The 17,869-nt window shown below is 56.7% G+C and carries 15 protein-coding genes; 7 read left to right on the top strand and 8 right to left on the bottom strand.

The features are described 5' to 3' along the window. Nucleotides 1-59: 59 nt before the first annotated feature. The 4 genes from LAC81_RS26185 to LAC81_RS26170 all read left to right on the top strand — a co-directional run bounded on the left by LAC81_RS26185 (nt 60) and on the right by LAC81_RS26170 (nt 4,419). The gene (locus LAC81_RS26185) at nt 60-509 is read left to right on the top strand and encodes a transposase (protein WP_223730043.1); all 450 of its coding nucleotides are present in this window, start codon (nt 60-62) and stop codon (nt 507-509) included. 69 nt (nt 510-578) lie between these two features. Beyond that, the gene (locus LAC81_RS26180; RefSeq protein WP_223730042.1) at nt 579-1,124 is read left to right on the top strand and encodes a hypothetical protein; all 546 of its coding nucleotides are present in this window, start codon (nt 579-581) and stop codon (nt 1,122-1,124) included. A 532-nt stretch (nt 1,125-1,656) separates the two neighbouring features. Next, on the top strand, nt 1,657-3,192 hold the full coding sequence (locus tag LAC81_RS26175; protein WP_223730041.1) for a cyclic nucleotide-binding domain-containing protein: 1,536 nt from the start codon (nt 1,657-1,659) through the stop codon (nt 3,190-3,192). A gap of 210 nt (nt 3,193-3,402) precedes the next feature. Continuing rightward, entirely contained in the window at nt 3,403-4,419 is a 1,017-nt protein-coding gene (locus LAC81_RS26170; RefSeq protein ID WP_223730040.1) for a hypothetical protein, read from the top strand. Nucleotides 4,420-4,519: 100 nt separating this feature from the next. Here LAC81_RS26170 and LAC81_RS26165 read toward each other — a convergent pair whose 3' ends face one another. Continuing rightward, nucleotides 4,520-5,125 carry a CDGSH iron-sulfur domain-containing protein gene (locus tag LAC81_RS26165; protein ID WP_223730329.1) on the bottom strand — a complete coding sequence of 202 codons (606 nt, stop codon included), beginning with the start codon at nt 5,123-5,125 and terminating at the stop codon, nt 4,520-4,522. Nucleotides 5,126-5,263: 138 nt separating this feature from the next. After that, a complete protein-coding gene (locus tag LAC81_RS26160; RefSeq protein ID WP_223730039.1) occupies nt 5,264-6,187 on the bottom strand; it encodes a LysR family transcriptional regulator in 924 nt (307 codons plus the stop codon). Nucleotides 6,188-6,537: 350 nt separating this feature from the next. Between LAC81_RS26160 and LAC81_RS26155 the strand changes: the two genes are divergently transcribed. The 3 genes from LAC81_RS26155 (at nt 6,538) to LAC81_RS26145 (ending at nt 10,674) form a co-directional block, all read left to right on the top strand. Continuing rightward, nucleotides 6,538-7,170, top strand: coding sequence for a hydrolase (locus LAC81_RS26155; RefSeq protein WP_223730038.1), 633 nt, complete (start codon nt 6,538-6,540; stop codon nt 7,168-7,170). Between the two features lie 759 nt (nt 7,171-7,929). Continuing rightward, nucleotides 7,930-8,868: a pirin family protein gene (locus tag LAC81_RS26150; RefSeq protein ID WP_223730037.1), complete on the top strand. Its 939-nt coding sequence runs from the start codon at nt 7,930-7,932 to the stop codon at nt 8,866-8,868. Nucleotides 8,869-8,898: 30 nt separating this feature from the next. Continuing rightward, complete coding sequence (locus LAC81_RS26145) at nt 8,899-10,674, top strand: monovalent cation:proton antiporter-2 (CPA2) family protein (RefSeq protein ID WP_223730036.1); 1,776 nt, start codon at nt 8,899-8,901, stop codon at nt 10,672-10,674. 265 nt (nt 10,675-10,939) lie between these two features. Here the strand turns inward: LAC81_RS26145 and LAC81_RS26140 are convergent, their stop codons facing one another. The 6 genes from LAC81_RS26140 to LAC81_RS26115 form a co-directional block, all read right to left on the bottom strand. Continuing rightward, entirely contained in the window at nt 10,940-12,307 is a 1,368-nt protein-coding gene (locus LAC81_RS26140; protein ID WP_223730035.1) for a RidA family protein, read from the bottom strand. A gap of 44 nt (nt 12,308-12,351) precedes the next feature. Beyond that, nucleotides 12,352-13,875 carry a sugar ABC transporter ATP-binding protein gene (locus tag LAC81_RS26135; RefSeq protein WP_223730034.1) on the bottom strand — a complete coding sequence of 508 codons (1,524 nt, stop codon included), beginning with the start codon at nt 13,873-13,875 and terminating at the stop codon, nt 12,352-12,354. Between the two features lie 61 nt (nt 13,876-13,936). After that, a complete protein-coding gene (locus tag LAC81_RS26130; RefSeq protein ID WP_223730033.1) occupies nt 13,937-14,977 on the bottom strand; it encodes a sugar ABC transporter substrate-binding protein in 1,041 nt (346 codons plus the stop codon). A gap of 41 nt (nt 14,978-15,018) precedes the next feature. Further along, entirely contained in the window at nt 15,019-16,038 is a 1,020-nt protein-coding gene (locus tag LAC81_RS26125; protein ID WP_223730032.1) for an ABC transporter permease, read from the bottom strand. 53 nt (nt 16,039-16,091) lie between these two features. Then, nucleotides 16,092-16,505 carry a cupin domain-containing protein gene (locus LAC81_RS26120; protein WP_223730031.1) on the bottom strand — a complete coding sequence of 138 codons (414 nt, stop codon included), beginning with the start codon at nt 16,503-16,505 and terminating at the stop codon, nt 16,092-16,094. A 39-nt stretch (nt 16,506-16,544) separates the two neighbouring features. After that, nucleotides 16,545-17,795 carry an FAD binding domain-containing protein gene (locus tag LAC81_RS26115; protein ID WP_223730030.1) on the bottom strand — a complete coding sequence of 417 codons (1,251 nt, stop codon included), beginning with the start codon at nt 17,793-17,795 and terminating at the stop codon, nt 16,545-16,547. Nucleotides 17,796-17,869 lie beyond the last annotated feature (74 nt).

Here is a 17,869-nt window from a genome sequence, read left to right as displayed (position 1 = left end):
TGTTCCTAGAGTATCTAATTGATCAGGTTTGATGGACTCGCTGCCAAAGATGGAAACATATGGCCGAAAATAACATTGACGAAGACAACGTTCCTGCCGCACCAGAGGTGAAGGCGGGCGACGAAAAGAAGGTAAAGGCGGCCCGTCAAAAGAAGCCGACTTCTTCCGCGAAGGCGAACACTGGGCATAAAGCTCCGCGTGCCGCGCGTCATACAGAGGAAGAGAAAACCGCAAAGCTGGCAAAGATCGCGGATCTTGTCGGTGATGGCAGTTTGACTTTGAAAGAAGCCGCCACGCGCATGGGTATCTCCGAGAATACCTATTACTTGTGGAAAAAAGCGGCAAGCGTTAAGCCACCACCGCTTCAACAGCCGGCAGAAATTCAGACCGAAAGTAGCCTTTCCGAACTGATCGATCTTGAGCAAGAGAACATCCGACTTCGAAAGAAGCTTGTTGGCAAGCTACGGGCGGAAAACGCTGAGCTGCGAAAGAAGCTTGGTGTCGAGTGATCGACTGACGTTTTGCGCATTCCCACCCATTCTAATATTTGGCGGCAAGCAAGAGGCGTGTGACGCGGCTTGAAACAGAAACGTAATTTCATTGTTGAACACAAGAACAGTCGAAAGCGGCGGTTCGTCCGTCCAACCTCGATTTGGGGCGATACCGATCTGAAATCGCTCGCCCGCGAATTCGAGGCGTCGACTGCCGTCCATGTGGGTCCATTCGTCGAATCTACTGCCCCAACCTTCGAAACGTCTTCTGGGCCAGGTGTGGTTGAGGACCATTCGCTGAACGAGCTCGCGTCAAAAATGGTAGATGCTCCGCTCGAGGACTGCCTCGAGGAAACCCAGCGAGCAGATTTGCTAGCTTCGCCGCAGGATATTTCAGTGGTCGCGCCGCGCCGCGCGCCAAATAAGCGACGACCGAAACGCGGGCCTGCTCCAGTGCAAAACTCCGAAAGTTCTGCGGGCTTCCCCTCTTCAGCGGGGGACGAGCTCGAGTTCCTTGAGGCAGAAAATCTCGCACTCAAGCAGAAACTCACGAAAAGGTTGCGAGCCGACAATGAACTGCTGAAGCTGATGTTGGAACGCTTGGCGTCTCGATCTGGGATCGGCTCGGTCTAGTGCCGGCCCGAGGAACGTTGCGATCGAACGCACAAGCCTGCGCCTGACGCAGGAACTTCCCGTGGCCGGAACGAACGTGAAGGACGGCGAAGCGGTTGCGAGTTTCTCCTGGGCCCGGACGAACACCGTTCACGGGTGCAACGGCGCTTCTCTTTTTCTTTCAGTTCATATGCCCCCAGATGTCGCCGTGACAGAATCGAGAGCTGCCCAGTTTGAGACCGCAGCACTATTTGGCGCACGGGGTGTGACGCGGATAACTACCCCTACATCCCTACATTTGAGGCCACGAAATCGGCGGCGAAGGCACCGAATATGAACGTGGTTTTGCCGGCTACGGCAACAGTGGCTGGTAAGCTGGCCCCGACTGACATTCCAACTGCTGAGTGGTCGATGTCGGAAACGCTTTGGTGATACAATTTTCTTCGTGATCAGTCTCTCGCGTTGGGAAGATGATCATTTAACATCGACTTCCGTTCCACAGTCTCTCTCCGCACGCTATAAGCTCTTTTGTCTAAAGCGCGTTGGGCTCGCCATGTGGTCAGATATTCTCCAAGATCCAATTTTTCAGTTCGCATCACTTGTTATTCTCAGCGCTACGGCACGATTGATTGTGGGCAACAACCCGACGCTTCGGCTGCTAGCCAATATCACGTTTTTCGCGCTTCTGACGGTAAGTTTATTGTCCCACGGGCTCGAGCCATATGCACCCGACGTTCACGTAGAAGACCTTTCATGGCGGGTATTCGCGGGGATCGCAAAGTCCGTCTGGTGGATCGGCGGAGCCATGGTGCTAGTAAGTTCCGTTCGCCTCTTCCTCATCCTCGAAAGAAAACCTCGTGAGGGCCGCCTGCTTCAAGATCTGGTCATCGGCGCGATCTATCTCGGGGCGGGTTTATCAATCGTCGGATATGTCTTTAGCGCGCCCATTGGCACGTTGATCGCAACATCCGGGGTCTTCGCGATCGTCCTGGGTCTTGCCCTGCAAAGTACATTGAACGACGTCTTTTCCGGTGTCGCGCTCAATTTGGGGCGACCTTACACAGTCGGGGATTGGATCGTATTGGACGAGGAGGTCCAAGGACGTGTGATCGAGACGAATTGGCGCTCAACTCATCTCTTGAATGGCACGAACGACGTCGTGATCGTCCCAAACAGCGTTCTTGCAAAGAGGCGCCTGACAAATTTAACCAGCCTCGACGAAACGCATGGTGTACAGATCAGGATCCGTGTGTTGCCGACCAGGCCACCGGCCGCGATAGAGGAGACTATGCGAGAGGTGCTCCTTAGCAGTAACCTAATCCTCAAAGAGCCAGCCCCTTCTGCGAATATCGTAGCCCTCGATGGGAACGGTGTTGAGGTTGAGCTATCGTTCAGGGTTGCCGGACTCGGGCGGGTTTCGGCGGCGAAGAATGAGATTTTCGATCTCGCCTACCGGCATGTGAAGGCGGGCGGACTTCAACTATCCGCACCCACTGGTGAAATGTTGGCGGACAATAGACCTGCGCAAGATGAGCTACTTGCAAAGCACCCCGGCTCAGCATGGCGTCTCCTCAACACCGTTCCTCTTTTTGCGACACTTTCGGAGGAGGAAAAGGAGATGTTGGCGGAAAGTATGACGCGACAAACCTTCCGGAAGGGAACAGTGATCGCGGCACAGGACACATCGTTGACCTCACTGCTGATCGTTCGCAGCGGCGTAGTGGTTGTTGAGCGGGACACTGGGCACGAGCACGTGGAATTGAACCGGCTTGCCCCCGGAGATCTCTTCGGCGAACGAGGGGTTCTCATGGGGGCGCTTGAACCCGGGAACATAAAAGCACTTACGTTTGTCATTGCCTATGAAATTGCAAAGGATCAATTGGCGGCGGTAATGCTCCAACGCCCTTCGCTCGCAGACGAGTTGGGCATCGTGCTATCTCGCCGGCTTGATTCCGAGAAGCATCTATTTGGCGACGGGATGCTTCTGGAGGGAGGTCACCCATCAACGTTGACGGCCAAAATTCGCCATCTCTTCCAGATTCAGCATGCTCGCCGCCATAAAACTGACCCTCTGAGCCAAGAATTCTGACCGTCGCCTACCCCATGGCGTGACTCGATAAAAATGCTAGTGGGTAGTAAGCCTTTGTCCTGACCGTCTTACGCAAACGTTCGGCATCGGAAGCAGGTATGCAAAAGGCGCACCCGGGGATGCTCTTTGCAAGGACGTATTAGCCGCAGGGCGGCGAACCACTATTGAGACCTCATGAGCGCCACTCGCGCACTAACACGAAGCAAGACAATGTTCGGACCGCAGCACCTTACCCACATAATTCGATACCTTGACGGTGTGGACAGCACTCTGTCTCAACGCATGCTCCGAAAATATCCACCGGATGAACCCGCTCTCACTAATGAACTCTGCGCTCTGCTCGACGCCGACACCCAACGCGCGGAGGAACGCCTCTCGTACAGCGTTGAGCAACTCAATGCCGATCTAGCAGCAGTCGGGGACGGCCTCGACTTCGAGGTTACACTGGATACCTATCCACACAATACCGCGATGGAGCGCTACGTTTCGCAGTCGGATTTCGGGCTCGTCATTACCTATGACAACCGCGTGCTGCCCGATGAAAACTGGTCTAAGGCGTATCTCGTCCAAGCAAAGCGGCTCTTTCGGGATAGCAGTTCAACCGAATATGACCACCGAGCGAGATTTCAGGCGGTCGATGGCGAACAGCAAACGCGGCTTAATCGACTCACCGCAATCCTCGGCGGCGGCGCGGTGCATTATGGCCTGTATTGCCCGCAAACGTCGGCCATCCCAGACCCAACACGTACCCAAGTGCGCGCTCTTCATACGAGAAACCTTGCTGACGAAATCTTCGATTTCGGACGTGGCCTTGCACTGAGGGACACTTTGACGACAAACGGCGGCATTGATGCTGGCATCTGGCTTCGGTCGATCGAAGGCAAACCGACAGGTCTGCTCGCGCTACACAACGAAGCTTTTCGCTCGGCGCTGCCCTTTACCTGGTTTGTAATCGAGCACTTCGCTCCACGCTCCCACCACCGTTCCTTCCGCGGTCTCATACACGGCGGCCCTGTTCTCTCAGAGCGCCAACCCGACGACCGGCTCAAGCGTATTGTCATGGGAGACCAACAGGCGGTCCGTGAGTTGATCGACGAAATCGCCGCGTTTGGTGAGGAGCGCGAAGCGCCCGCTAATATCACCGTGCTGCCACGACATACTATCACAATCAAAGTAACGGTCGGAAGGTCACTCCCACCCGATACCGCGCGAGCACATATCGACTAAGCGGGGCGGGTTTCGCGCCATCTCCAATCAACAACGTTGCGTTAGCGCGATTTTGTAGCGCGACGTAGGTTCGGATCGCAAATAAGTTAAGTGGCGGATTTCATTGATCCGTGAAGCCGATCCTCGCATGGGAGCCGTCGCAATACGGCTTGCTGGTCGATGCGCCACAACGACAGAGGGCAACAACCATCTTCCGATCGACCGTCCGACCTGTGCCGCTCACGATCTCCATTGCACCTGTCACCTTGAGCGGACCGTTCGGGAGGGGCTCAACGTCGAGGAGGCCATTTCGGACTGCTAGAGGCTCCGATGGTCGCGTGTCTGGTTCACCCGTCGCGAGAAAACCGGCCTCGTGATGGCTTCCGTCGCAATAGGGTTTCGCACGCGATGCGCCGCACCGGCAAAGCGTGCGACGCATCCCGTCGGGTGCACCTCCAATTGTGAGCTGCGCGTGAATGGCGTAAGGCCCATTCTCACGGACTCGGATAAGGTTCACGATCGGGGCTTCTTCCGAAGGCCCGTCAAGACGCTTGTACTGTATAGCACCTGAGGGACAGCCGTGGGCGATTTCGACAATGGCCTCGGCAGGCGCTGCGTCAGGATGGATCCACGGACCTTCTGCATTCGGTACAAAAACGTCGGGACGCCCTAGCACGCACGTACGAGAATGGATGCAACGAGAGCTTTCGAAATCGATCTTGATCATGCTGCCCCGATATTGTTCTTCGGCCATCGCTCCCTCCGTGTTTAGGAACAATCATAGTGGAACTAGGGAAGCAGACTATTCGTGCTTGGCAGAACCCTGAGTTCTGCTGTCGAGAACACTGGACGTGGTCGGGATGACCTATGAGGCGCGCCGGAGTTCCTCCTCCGTCAACAACTCACGGTCCCAGAACGGTTCGTTGCCAAGGGATTCGACCAGGAACTCAACAAAGGCGCGCAGGCGAATGGGCATGTTCTTCGATGGGTAGACCGCATACATTCCCATTGGCGGCCGAATGTGATCGCGAAGAACGATCTCGAGATCACCCCTCCGCACGGCCTCATGCGCAATGAAGGTTGGCAGGACAGCTACGCCGAACCCCGCTATGGCAGCCTCGCGAATTGCTTCGCCGCTGCTAAAAGCAAGCCGCGATCTCACCGCCGGTGACCGGCCGCCGGCAAAGCTCCAATAACGGCTCTCCTCGACATTGGAGTAACGGATGCCCGGCATTGCCACGAGGTCATCCGGCCGCTCCGGGCGACCATATCGGTCCAGCAATGCCGGGCTTGCGCAACAGACATGACGGATGGCGGCTATCCGCCGCGCTATCAGCGTAGAATCACGCAGTCGAGAAATTCTGATCGCCAGATCAAAGCCTTGGTGGATGATGTCCGCGATCTTGTCGTCGGTATCGATCTCCACTGATAGATGAGGATTGGCTTCCGTGAATCGACCAACGACTTGAACGAGGCAGTGCGTGGTCAAAGGGACTGATGCGGTAATCCGCAGCCGGCCATGAAGCTCGCCATTGCCGCGGCCGACCGCGCTTTCAGCCTCGTTTAATTCAGCGAGGATTCGAGTGGCGCGCTCAAAGAAATCCTGACCGTCATCTGTAAGATGAATCCGGCGGGTACTTCGGTGGATGAGTGGTGCACCCAGCCGTTCTTCAAGATCGCGCATACGGCGACTGACCGCTGATTTGGCTAATCCAAGTCGCCTGGATGCCGCCACGAAGCCCCCGGCCTCAACGACTGACACGAAGGTTTTCAGTTCCTCAAATCTCATTACAGCTCCTGACGATCCCTGCGGGCACGCCCCCTCGATTTGTTTTGGTTCCAATTCCGAGAACGCGTTACCTAATAGTATTCCAATTGGAGAACATTGGACCCGGCCTGTTAGGCCGATTATGAAGAACACAGAGTTCTCCGAATGCTTGCTGTCTGACCGGGCCTCCAGCTTGATTTGGTCATGCATTTCAGATCGCCGCGGATTGTTTTCATTCTCAAGAACATAGTGTTCTTCAGATGACGACCAGACCTTCTGACGAGAGATGGGTACGGTAGCCGGCGACCACAGGTGCAACCGCGCACTCATGTCTCATGGTAACCAGCTTTTTAGCAGTAAGAGAGAATGCAATGACAAGCGAACCTATTCGTGATCCAAAATTCGACCACCTCCTGACGCCGGAAAATTGCGCGTTCCTGCTGATCGACTATCAGCCGATTCAGGTCAGCTCTATCCGCTCAATGAGCCAGGAGGAGCTCGTCTTCAACATCGTGAACAGCGTTAAGGCGGTTCTCAACTACCACGTTCCCGTAGTCCATACAGCCGTGAACATCGCGACGGGTATGAACAAGCCGCCGATCCAGCCTCTGATGGATCTACTTCCCGACAACCCGGTCATCGACCGGACCGCGATCAATGCGTGGGAAGATGCTGAGTTCAAAAAAGCGGTCCTCGCCACCGGCCGCCGGAAGTTGATCATCGCCGCCCTCTGGACCGAGGTATGCCTTGCCTTCCCTGCGCTGGACGCGCTTCGCGAAGGGTTTGAGGTCTACGTGCTAGCCGACGCGATAGGCGGGACTTCGGTCGCGGCGCATGAGCTTGCTCTGCGTCGTGTCGAGCAAGCCGGTGCGAAGCTCATTAGCAGACCGCAGCTCTGGTGCGAGCTACAACGCGACTGGAATCGGGAGGCCACGGTTCCCGGGTTCATGAACGTCTTCGACAGCTGGGACGACTTTAATCCCGAAAAACTTGCTAAAGATTAGTTCTGTGCGGAAGTCTAGGGCGTCCGGCGAGCGGATGCCTTAGCTCTCACCTAATCCTATGCGGTTCCGAGCCCATGCTGGGGCGCACAAAGCGCCGGCGATTAGATGCTCGCCCGGTCGTGTAGATTGTAGTCGCTATCACTCTCCCTGCCGCCAGCAGCCCGAAGTTCTTTGTCGTTGCGCCACTCGTGAACAATTGGGAGGTTATCGGTTTGGGGCGGTGCTTTCGTTATATCACCACCACTCTGGAGGAGGTTTTCAGAATCCTGATTGAAATGCCACTGTGTCGGTGCAGTCTCTCGCTTTGGCACACCTCCCGTGCTACCCGCATCTATAAACCGGCGATCATAATCTTTGTGTTCGCGTTCGCTGAATATCGCTGGCGTCGTGTGGCTCTTCCAGAGCGCACGCCACTCCCCGGGACGTAGTTTTTCAACTGCGCACAGCGGCCCACACCCCAAGGGTTGGCGGTTGCGGAAGGGGATTATCTCCCCACGAGCTAGTTTCTGCTGGGCTTGCGGCCTGCACTACGGTAACCATGCCGCTATAAGCAAATCGCAAGGGTCTCCACTTGAACGAGCGCGAACGCCAGTCGTGCATTCTGACGTGACGCCCTCCTATCTCTTCTCACGAACGATCCTCTAGAGGATCCTCTTACGGACGCACAACGTTAGAACATTCTTGCCATCGCCGATCGTCGGCCGTCGACCTGAAATGGTGTGCGGATCGGATGTCGAAACAAGCCAAAGGATCATTGATATGAGTTGGAATCCAAGTCTTGAGCCGCATTGTCCCGAAATGGGCGAACTCGACGCGATCGAAATGCAGATCATTCCGCGCACGCGCGACCTTGGTGGTTTCGAGGTCCGCCGCGCCCTGCCCGCCCCTGCGCGACAGATGGTAGGACCGTTTATTTTCTTTGATCAGATGGGGCCGGCCGAATTTCTGACCGGCGGCGGTATCGACGTACGCCCCCATCCGCATATCGGGCTGGCGACGGTAACCTATCTCTACCGCGGGGAATTCCAGCACCGGGACTCGTTGGGAACGAACCAGATGATCTATCCGGGCGAAGTGAACTGGATGATTGCTGGACGCGGCGTGACTCATTCTGAGCGCACGAGCCCTACCACACGCGCCGGCAAGAACAGCCTGTACGGCATCCAAACATGGGTAGCACTGCCCGAGCATGCCGAAGAAGCCGGTGCAAGCTTCGAGCACCACAGTAAAGATGCGCTTCCATTTCTCGAAGGGGAAGGCAAACAAGTGCGCCTGATCCTGGGATCGGCGTGGGGCGCAAAGGCGCCGGTCAAGACGTTCAACGAGATGTTTTACGCCGACGTGGTGCTCGAGCCTGGTGCAAGCTTGCCCCTTCCCGATGATCATGAAGACCGAGGGATCTACATTACTGAAGGTGCGATCGATGTCGCCGGCGAACGCTTCGACGGTGGCCGTATGATGGTCTTCAGGCCCGGTGACGCGATCACGATCCGAGCCGGCGAGCGCGGCGCGCGACTGATGTTGCTCGGCGGCGAAACGCTAAACGGCCCGCGATATGTCTGGTGGAATTTTGTAGCCTCCTCGCAGGAAAAAATCGACGCTGCAAAGGAAGCCTGGGCTAAAGGCGATTGGGCACATGGCCGTTTTCATCTGCCCCCCGGTGATGATCAGGAATTCATCCCACTTCCCCAAACCTGACGCACGACCATCGCCATACGGAGCTTTTTTATGTCTTTCCTGAGCCAGGCTGCAATTTTCCTGTGCGCCGCCGTCGTCGCGGTTCCGCTGTCCAAAAAATGCGGGTTGGGCGCGGTGATCGGCTATCTTGCCGCTGGCAGCGCGATCGGCCCGTGGGGACTGCGGCTGGTCCAAGATGTCGACAACATTCTCCACTTCTCGGAGTTCGGCGTCGTCCTCTTGCTATTCGTGATCGGGCTTGAGCTCCAGCCCAACCGTCTCTGGACGATGCGCCGTCCGGTGTTCGGCGCTGGCGGGCTTCAGGTTGCCGCGACGGCGACCATCCTCGGCGGGGCCGCGATTTTATTCGGCCACGATTGGCGCATCGGTCTGGTCGTCGGGCTGGCGATGTCCTTGTCCTCCACTGCCTTTGCCCTGCAAATCCTTGCCGAACGAGGCGAGCTCAGCACCCGCCCGGGCCGAACCGCGTTCTCAATCCTGCTGTTTCAAGACGTAGCCGCTATTCCGATCCTCGCCCTGGTGCCGTTGCTGGGCGGCGCGGCACAGCGAGAGTCGGGCATGGAGCAGGTCGTCTCAGTACTGACGGTCGTAGCCGCGCTCATCGCCGTGGTCATCATCGGTCGTTTTGTCCTTCGATACGCGCTGCGGCTTATCGCCCGGTCGGGCGTTCGTGAGATTTTCACGGCCTCCGCCCTGCTCACCGTCATCGGCATGGCATTGTTTGTGCAGCAGCTTGGGCTCTCTATGGCGCTCGGTGCATTCCTGGCCGGCGTACTGCTGGCGGACTCGGAGTTTCGACACGCGTTGGAAGCCGATATCGAGCCCTTCAAGGGCCTGTTGCTCGGGCTTTTCTTTATTGCGGTGGGGATGTCGGTAAATTTCGGTCTGCTGGCGACCCAGATATGGCTGGTCCTTGGCCTCGTCGCAGGTTTGATCGCGGTCAAGGCGGCAGTGCTCTACACGGTCGGCCGGCTGTTTGGGCACGACCACGCGGCGGCATCGGGACTCGCCGTCGTCATATCTCAGGGCGGCGAATTCGCCTTCGTTATTCTCAGCATCGCCGTCAGCGCGCAGGTCCTTCCGCTGGCGACGGCTGAGCTTCTCATCCTCGTCGTTATTATTTCCATGGCTGCTACACCACTCCTACTCCTGCTCGCCGATTGGCTTCGCGCCCGGCGCGGCAGCCGACAGGCGAGGCCTTTCGATGTTGCACCGAACGAAGAGAACAGCGTCATCATCGCCGGGTTCGGCCGTTTCGGGCAAATCGTCGGCCGCATTCTTCAGGCGAAGAAGATTGGCTTTACGGCGCTGGAGATCAGCGCCGACCATGTCGACTTCGTCGCAAAATATGGCAACAAAGTCTATTACGGCGATGCATCGCGTCTGGACCTGCTGCAGGCTGCCGGGACCGGGCAGGCCAAGGTCTTCGTTCTGGCCATTGATGGCGTCGACCCGTCGCTGCGAACCGCGGCGCTGCTACGTGCGCATTTTCCCAAGCTGCGAATTGTCGCTCGCGCTCGCAACCGCCACCACGCCCACCGGCTGATGGATATCGGCGTGGATGTGATCCTGCGCGAGACCTTCTTCTCCGGTCTCGAGGCGTCGCGCAACGTACTTGAGATTCTCGGTATGTCCAGCCGCGAGGCGGAGCGGGAGGTTAGCACCTTTCGAGACCACGACGAGCGTCAGCTTGTCGCGCAGTACGCCATGTACGGCGACGAGCGGCGGTTGATTGAGGAGAACCGCACATGGGCAAAAGAGCTCGAGCAGATCTTCGATCAGGATAGAAAGCCGACACAATGCTGACTACGGTCCCAAGCTGGACATCGCACGCAGTCATGCTCGACAGATCCGTAAGGTATTACGCTACACCGTTTATTGCAGGCATACAGGATTGCTCTCGCCACCCGTCTCGCTTTGTTTTTATGGACTGGGCCCAGCGGCCCTCTCACGCTATGCATTGCTCCCTGCAGGCAGAAAACGAACTTGTAGGCTAGCGTATACTTATGGAGTGAATGGGATTCGTTGTGTCGGGGCGATCCTGCGCGTTGCGCAGGACCGCCCCAGCATTTTACGGTACGTAGGCGATTATATCGAGGAGGGTGTGAGCTCCAGGTACGACAAGCTGCCCACCGAGGATGATGGTCGTGGAGACCGGCTTCAGACCAGGAAAATGACCCGCCCATTCATCCATAGCCCCGGCGAAATTTTCACCATGGTCATGGAAGCACGCGCGACGCACAACGTTTTCGAGTGATGTTCCTGCTGCCTCGCAGATCGCGGCCACATTCTGCAGCATGTATTTCATTTGCTTGCGGGATGGCTCGCCGTAGTACGGAAAGTTGGGATGACGAGCTAGACCTTCAGCCAAAAGGCCGTTCTCATCTGCAGGAAGCTGCTGGCTCAAGAATAGCAGATTGTCGACTTTGACCGCCTGCGGTTCGTGGCTGAACGGCTTCACTGCCTTATCGGTGTGGATCGTTTCGATGACCTTCTTGCTGTCGTTCGCAAGCAAAGTCAGGGCGACCTCAACCCGGCTCCCCTTGCCGCCGAGCCCCATGTAGGGAATGACGACGCGCGCCGGAGGATTTTCCGGGAACCACCGTTTCCACACCTTCTCCATTCCTTGGAAATCGGACGGGTCACCGATATAGACCTCGGCCTTCACCGTTCGCGACAGGGAGGTACCGGCTTCTTCGGCGATTTTAGACAGCTTCCAGAGCGTGTATTCCGTCTGTTTCTCAATCTCGGAATCGTACCACAGGTAAGGATTGACACGGGCTTCTTTCGCAAGTCCACTGGGCTCACCAAGATGCACGGGGCTCTCAAAGTCTCCTTTCCAGTCCGTCGGCAGTTCGCCCGATAGAAAGATCCAGTCACCGCGGCGAATTGCAGGCGAATATCCGGCGAGCGGGCTGGGCACACCCTCCGGGACCGTGAAGCCCGAGCTTTCCTCATCGTCGTCGATGCAGATCAGATCAACCTCGAGGATCGTATCCTTCACGAGCAACTCCTTGACCCCCATTGCCGTCGAAGCCGGACGCGGATCATGGATATGGACGTTGCGCTCGATGATATGAGGCGTCGTTGAGATGCGCGGCCATGTGTTCCCGTCCTTGAACTCTTCCATGGTTGGATAGGGCGACGTGTACCACTGCCAAATACGAACCGAATCGCGATCAATGTCACGTCCGGCCGCGGCCACCGTTTCCGCCAGGTTCTTCATAATGAAGCGCGACTGTAGGGTCAGCTGATTGGCGAGGTTCGGGTTCTCTGTTTTTGCCTCAGGTGCAACACCGGTCTCGAAGTCACTTGCAAGCTGTCCGGCAACGAACAGCCAACCGCCCGCTTTGATGGCCGGCGTGTAGGGCATGAGTGGCTTCGGAATTCCGTTTGGCCACACGGCGACTGGCGCCCGGCTGTTGTTTTGCTTGTCCATTTTCTGCTCCTCTCAGGTTTAATTGGCAAAATGCCAGGCAACGCCTATGGCAAGGCGTATTCAAGAATGGATTTGTAGGTCGCGTCAGTACCCGGAATAGTCTGTACGATCCGACCTGACCGCATGACGTGAATCGTGTCAGCGAGACCCAGTAGTTCTTCAAACTCAGATGTTGCGATGAGGACGGCGCAACCATTCGTGTAGGCCGCTTCGCGTAGAAGCGTATGGATCTCTGCCTTCGCACCCACGTCCACGCCCTGAGTAGGTTCTTCAACGAGGAGCACCCGGGCTTTGGCTTCGAGGGCTCGCGCGATCACGACTTTCTGTTGATTGCCGCCGGAAAGCGAACCGATTGGCGCATCAATGTTCGCGGGCCTGATCGACATACTTGCTACATAGCTGTCGGCGAGATCGCATTCCTTGGAGTGCCAACGCAAACCAAACCGCCGAGCATCCGCCCGAACGCGTGCGCTCAACGCGATATTTGATTTGATTGACAGACTGGGTACGATCGCCGATCCCCGCCGATCAGAAGGGACAAAGAGGACCCCGGCCCGCACGGCACGGCGAGAAGAGAAATGACTGACTGGTTTGCCTTCGACAACCAACATGCCACCGTCGAATTTTTCGGCTCCCGCAAGGGCCCTCATGAGCGCTCCGTGACCCGAGCCCTGCACACCGGCGACACCTACTATCTCACCCGGCTTGACTGAAAACGTTACGCCCGAGAAATGCGACGAGGAAGTCAAATTCTCTGTCTGCAGCGCAGCGTCAGCTTGCTCTTGTGTCCGCCGCGGCAGCGCTTTTACAGGCGCAGCAACTGCGCCTTCTTTTGCCATGCGGGTGACGATCTCTTCACGTGAGATCTCCCCCCGGGAAAAGGTGCCAACACCTTTCCCGTCACGAAGTATCGTAATCCGGTCGGCCATACGCATCACCTCCGATAACCGGTGTGTCACGTAGAGGATCGTCTTCCCTTCGTTGCGGAAGTGCTCAAGCCTCGACAATAGGTGGTCGGCGTCTGGCTCCGAAAGCACTGCCGTTGGTTCGTCCAGGATCATAACGTCGCCTGGCTGTAACAAAGCTCTTGCGATCTGGGCGAGACGGCGCTGGGGTACGGTCAGTGCGGCGGTCTTCACGTGAGGCGAAAACGAAGCACCCGCTCGAGACAATGCGTCGGCGACGAGGTTCGCTTCCTCTGCGCTCAGGCGACCTTTCGACGCAAATCGTCGCTCCATTCCAAGTAAGATATTTCGCCCAATGGACAGTTCTGGGACCATGAAGATGTCTTGGGGAACAACCTTTACACCGGCCCGTATTGCGTCCTTCGGCGATTTGAAATGGACCTGTGAGCCGGCTAGCCACATGGTTCCCTCATCCGCGATGTGTGCGCCAGTCAACACCTTGATGAGTGTCGATTTACCCGCACCGTTCTCTCCGAGCAGAGCGTGTATTTCCCCGGGGTAGAGTGTAAGGTCAACGTTATCGAGCGCGACCACGCCAGGGAACGCTTTACGAATCCCTGCAAGGGCGAGGGTGTGTTTTCTATCCTCTACTGAATCCACCATGTTCATCCCTCCCGTGATGAAAAGGCGAAAGGGCACTCCGAAAAGCGCCCTTCCCTGGGCATTAGTTTCCGAACTGCTTGAAGTCCGCCGGGAGGATATTGCTTTCTTTCCACATCGGGTCAGATAGCTCCTTGGCTGACATCGCAACTACCGGCAGGCAGTTTCTCTTCGGAATTTCCTTACCCGCGAGAACATCAAGCGCTAGTTTGACACCGAGGTAACCCGCAGAGATGGGAAAATCAGGAATGACCGCTGTCATCCTGCCTTCACGCAACCCTTCTTCGGTTACATTCGAAAGGCTGCCCGCAACGTAATTTACGTTGGCGAACTCTTCCGGAATTGATTGCGGAGCAAGAAGGAATGAACCGGTGGCGTAAACCCACTTCATCTCGGGGTTTGATTGCGCGGCATTGAGGAATTTGGTCAACCCTTCTTGAGGGTCGACGTTCGTGCTGACGGTCGCGCCAACCGGGTAAGCGGCCTGGATTGTATCGAGGAACCCAGCAACGCGTCGCCGTGCCCAGCTCGCTGTAGCTGGCCCACCCATGATGATACCCGCTCCGCCTGAGGGCAACTGAGTCATGATCGAACGGGCTGCCATGACGCCGTGGGTATAATCGTCCTGGACAAGCTTGTGAGAAAGCGTCGAATTGGACAGGGAGCCGACATCGAATACTGGCGTACCGCCTTCAACCACTTCGTCCAGGAAGGGGGCCAAACCATCAGGATCGGCGGGATTGATGAGTACAGCGTCAGGTTTCTTAGACAACGCGTTTTCAAGCTGAGTAATCTGGGACGCAGGATCCATAAAGTCAGTGCCTGCGGTAATCGATAGCGTTACGCCGGCTTCATCAGCAGCTTTTTTGGCCCCAAACAGTAGAGCCTGAGTGTAGAGGTTGGCGTAGGCCGGGACCGAAAACAAAATAGTAACCGGCTTGGCGGCCTTTTCAACTTTGGCCGTCCCAAGCTGTTCGACGGTAAACGTCTGATCGCAAACCATTGGAGTGCGTTCTTCGTCCGTGAGAGTGAGTTCCTGAGCATATGCATTTGTCATCATTGTGATGGTGAAAAATGCGGCTGTGGTGGTCTTATTGATACGCATCGTAGTTCCCCTTATTGGTTAGAAATGCACGTAGTTCACATTCAGCGTGTAAGCACCCTTAGAAGAGATAGAAGTCCGCCAGTGCGGGCTTTTGAAACGATAACCGCCACGACAAGAACCACTCCGGTGGCGATCTGCTGCATGAATGGATTGACGCCGGCGATATCGAGACCTGTCGTGAGGACCGTTATAAACAACACGCCGAGAACAACGCCCGTCAGGCGTCCAGAACCACCGCCGATCAGTACACCGCCAATTACGGAGGTTGCGATCGAAAGCAATTCATAGCCTTGACCTAGGCTGCCCTGAGCAACAGATATCCGTGCGGTGAGCATCACCCCGGCGAGTGCGGCAAGAAGACTGCACATAACGTACGCCAGTAGTTCGTATGCTGCGACGGACACACCCGCAAGCTTAGACGTTTCGCGGCTTCCACCGATTGAGAATATGTAGAGGCCAGCCCGTGTGCGATGCAGAAGAAACCAGGCGGCGACAAGCGCTAACAAAGCGATGCACGCAGCACTGGGAAGCACGCCCCAGTTACTTCTGCCGAACATCGACAACGCGCGAGGCAGCCCGGAAATCGTTCCACCGTTCGCGAGTTGGTTGGACAGCCCTCCGACTGCCGTCATCATGCCAAGCGTCATGACGAATGGCGTCACACGAAAAATCGCTACGCCAATACCATTTAATAGCCCTACGAGCGCACCGACTAATAGGGCGACAGCGATGCACAGACTAACGTCCATTCCGGTCTTCATGAGAAGTGCGGCGACGACACTTGCAAGTCCCATCACAGCTGCAACCGAGATGTCGAAGCCGCCAACAATGAGCGCGAAGGTCTGACCAATTGAAACCACGGCAAGAATTCCTGCAACTCGTGCCATGTTCGTCAAGGTAGTGCTGCTTGCAAAGCTTTCCGGGAATGAGATCGAAAAGGACACTGCCAGCACGACGATTGCACCAAGGATTTGCATCTCTGCTGGGGTAAGCATTCCACGAACCAAAGAGCCCAAACGTGGGATCCTTGCTTCCGACATCTGAGAATTGATAGCTTCCATGACAAATACTTCCTTCTCGCTTGACGGGAGGTGGCCAGTAGCCCGCGGGGCTACTACGACCTCACCGAAAGAGGCGCATTCGGGCTGTCTAGAAACTCGACCGTGGTAAACATCAGGGTCGTAGCGCCGGTGTTTTCCAGATCATGGATCATGAACTGACCTGCATCGAAGCGATAGTGCTTAGTATCACCTGCCTCGTATGAGACATTCGCTACGTGACCGTCAGCGTAGTGTGAGCACGCACTGCCCGCTGTGACCGCAGTCCAGAAATAGTTGAGGACGTGCGTGTGGAATCCGATCCTCTCGCCCGGTTGAAGGGTCAAGGACCACACTCGAACATTGTCGGTCTCTGACAGCAATCGGGATCCTACACGACCATTGCCCAGACTCTCGGTGAAGTCGCGGCGACGCTCCTCACTGAAGGTGCTTGGGGCGGGTGGCCATTGGTCGACGACATATTTTCCCATTTTATTTCTCCCTCAACAGTCATTCAGACGGTTGCTCTTTCAAATAACGATGCCTGCGGTGACAGCGGTTTCTGCCATGACCCTGTCGGGCCTTCTGTGGATTTCGGCCAGCTTCCGCTCCTCGTCGGTAGCAATTTGCGCCTGCATGTACACTCCCAAGTGTCGAGCGCGCTGAACGACTGCGCGACCGAACGCAAGACGTTGGGTTGCGAAGGTCTTCAACCCTTGACCGATGTCGTCGGACTCCGCGGCGAGTGATTTGGCAAGCACATGGGCGTCGCCCGCGGCCTTTGTCACCCCCATGCCGACATGCGGACGGGCAACGAAAGCAGCGTCACCAATAAGTGCAACGCGGTTATTTACAACCATTTGCGGAGTTTCCAGGTCGAGTATCGCCTGGATTAGCGGTTGTTTGGTCTTGGTAACAACCTCCGCAAACTGCGGTGACAGAACATCGATGGCGTCTTCTCGGACCGCCTTGAGCACTGGCGGCCGGATGAGGTGCGGTGGGATTGATAACTCGTGAGTTGCTCCCTCCGTGTCCGTTAGCAGCTCTTTCAACACCGTGTCGCGGGGTGCGGGCCGATACCAGACGAAGTTGAAACGCCGACTTCCAGGCTCGGTTGCCTCATCCGCTCCGGCGACCGGGTAGCCTAGCATCTGTTCCCCGGGCGGTAGCGAGAATGCGAAGTAGTCGCAGATATCCGCCCGTGTTTTAGGTGAAAGGTCCCGCTCGTCGACGAGACCCCGCCACGCGATGTAACCGGCGTATGTTGGCATCACATCCGGCAAGAGCTGCTTGCGGATCGTTGAAAAGATGCCGTCTGCACCAACCAACAAATCAGCACTTACCTCTTCGCCATTTGAAAAGGCAACTGTGACGCCCGCAGAGTCGGTGTGCACGTGCTCCACATTGTAACCATGATGATAGATGCCGGCCGGAAGGAGGTCCCAAAGCAAGCGGTAAAGTCGACCCCACGAGGTGAGAACTTGGGCGAGCGGCAACTCGCCGATCATCTCCCCATCATTCGCGAAGACCCTACGGCCAGCAACGGGAACCCCGATTTTAATCGCCCGACTGTCGATCCCACACTCATCGAGGATGTCGAAAAGCTCCGGATGGGTAACAATACCGGCGCCTCGGCCTGCCATCTCCGAGTTGACCCTCTCGTAGATCCTTACAGCCCAACCCTCTTTTAAAAGAAGATGGGCTGCGAAGAGCCCCGCCATGGAACCTCCCGCGATGACGGCCTGCTTTTGCCTACGCGAGGCGTTTCTTCCACTTGCCATAGTTTCACCCCCAGCGCGGTTCGTGACCGCCACCGTACTCAGCCCGCCTTACGGACCCACATTCAAATTTCGTC

The sequence above is a fragment of the Ensifer adhaerens genome, from assembly GCF_020035535.1.
In the GTDB taxonomy this organism is placed as follows: domain Bacteria; phylum Pseudomonadota; class Alphaproteobacteria; order Rhizobiales; family Rhizobiaceae; genus Ensifer.
Note: the sequence above shows the minus strand (reverse complement) of the source record. Positions and strands in the feature narration are given on the sequence as shown.

Bases quoted from the DNA above. Each gene is read 5' to 3' on its own strand.
- LAC81_RS26185 (WP_223730043.1), top strand. From the start codon at position 60: ATGGCCGAAAATAACATTGACGAAGACAACGTTCCTGCCGCACCAGAG.
- LAC81_RS26175 (WP_223730041.1), top strand. From the start codon at position 1,657: ATGTGGTCAGATATTCTCCAAGATCCAATTTTTCAGTTCGCATCACTT.
- LAC81_RS26170 (WP_223730040.1), top strand. From the start codon at position 3,403: ATGTTCGGACCGCAGCACCTTACCCACATAATTCGATACCTTGACGGT.
- LAC81_RS26165 (WP_223730329.1), bottom strand. From the start codon at position 5,125: ATGATCAAGATCGATTTCGAAAGCTCTCGTTGCATCCATTCTCGTACG.
- LAC81_RS26160 (WP_223730039.1), bottom strand. From the start codon at position 6,187: ATGAGATTTGAGGAACTGAAAACCTTCGTGTCAGTCGTTGAGGCCGGG.
- LAC81_RS26155 (WP_223730038.1), top strand. From the start codon at position 6,538: ATGACAAGCGAACCTATTCGTGATCCAAAATTCGACCACCTCCTGACG.
- LAC81_RS26150 (WP_223730037.1), top strand. From the start codon at position 7,930: ATGAGTTGGAATCCAAGTCTTGAGCCGCATTGTCCCGAAATGGGCGAA.
- LAC81_RS26145 (WP_223730036.1), top strand. From the start codon at position 8,899: ATGTCTTTCCTGAGCCAGGCTGCAATTTTCCTGTGCGCCGCCGTCGTC.
- LAC81_RS26140 (WP_223730035.1), bottom strand. From the start codon at position 12,307: ATGGACAAGCAAAACAACAGCCGGGCGCCAGTCGCCGTGTGGCCAAAC.
- LAC81_RS26135 (WP_223730034.1), bottom strand. From the start codon at position 13,875: ATGGTGGATTCAGTAGAGGATAGAAAACACACCCTCGCCCTTGCAGGG.
- LAC81_RS26130 (WP_223730033.1), bottom strand. From the start codon at position 14,977: ATGCGTATCAATAAGACCACCACAGCCGCATTTTTCACCATCACAATG.
- LAC81_RS26125 (WP_223730032.1), bottom strand. From the start codon at position 16,038: ATGGAAGCTATCAATTCTCAGATGTCGGAAGCAAGGATCCCACGTTTG.
- LAC81_RS26120 (WP_223730031.1), bottom strand. From the start codon at position 16,505: ATGGGAAAATATGTCGTCGACCAATGGCCACCCGCCCCAAGCACCTTC.
- LAC81_RS26115 (WP_223730030.1), bottom strand. From the start codon at position 17,795: ATGGCAAGTGGAAGAAACGCCTCGCGTAGGCAAAAGCAGGCCGTCATC.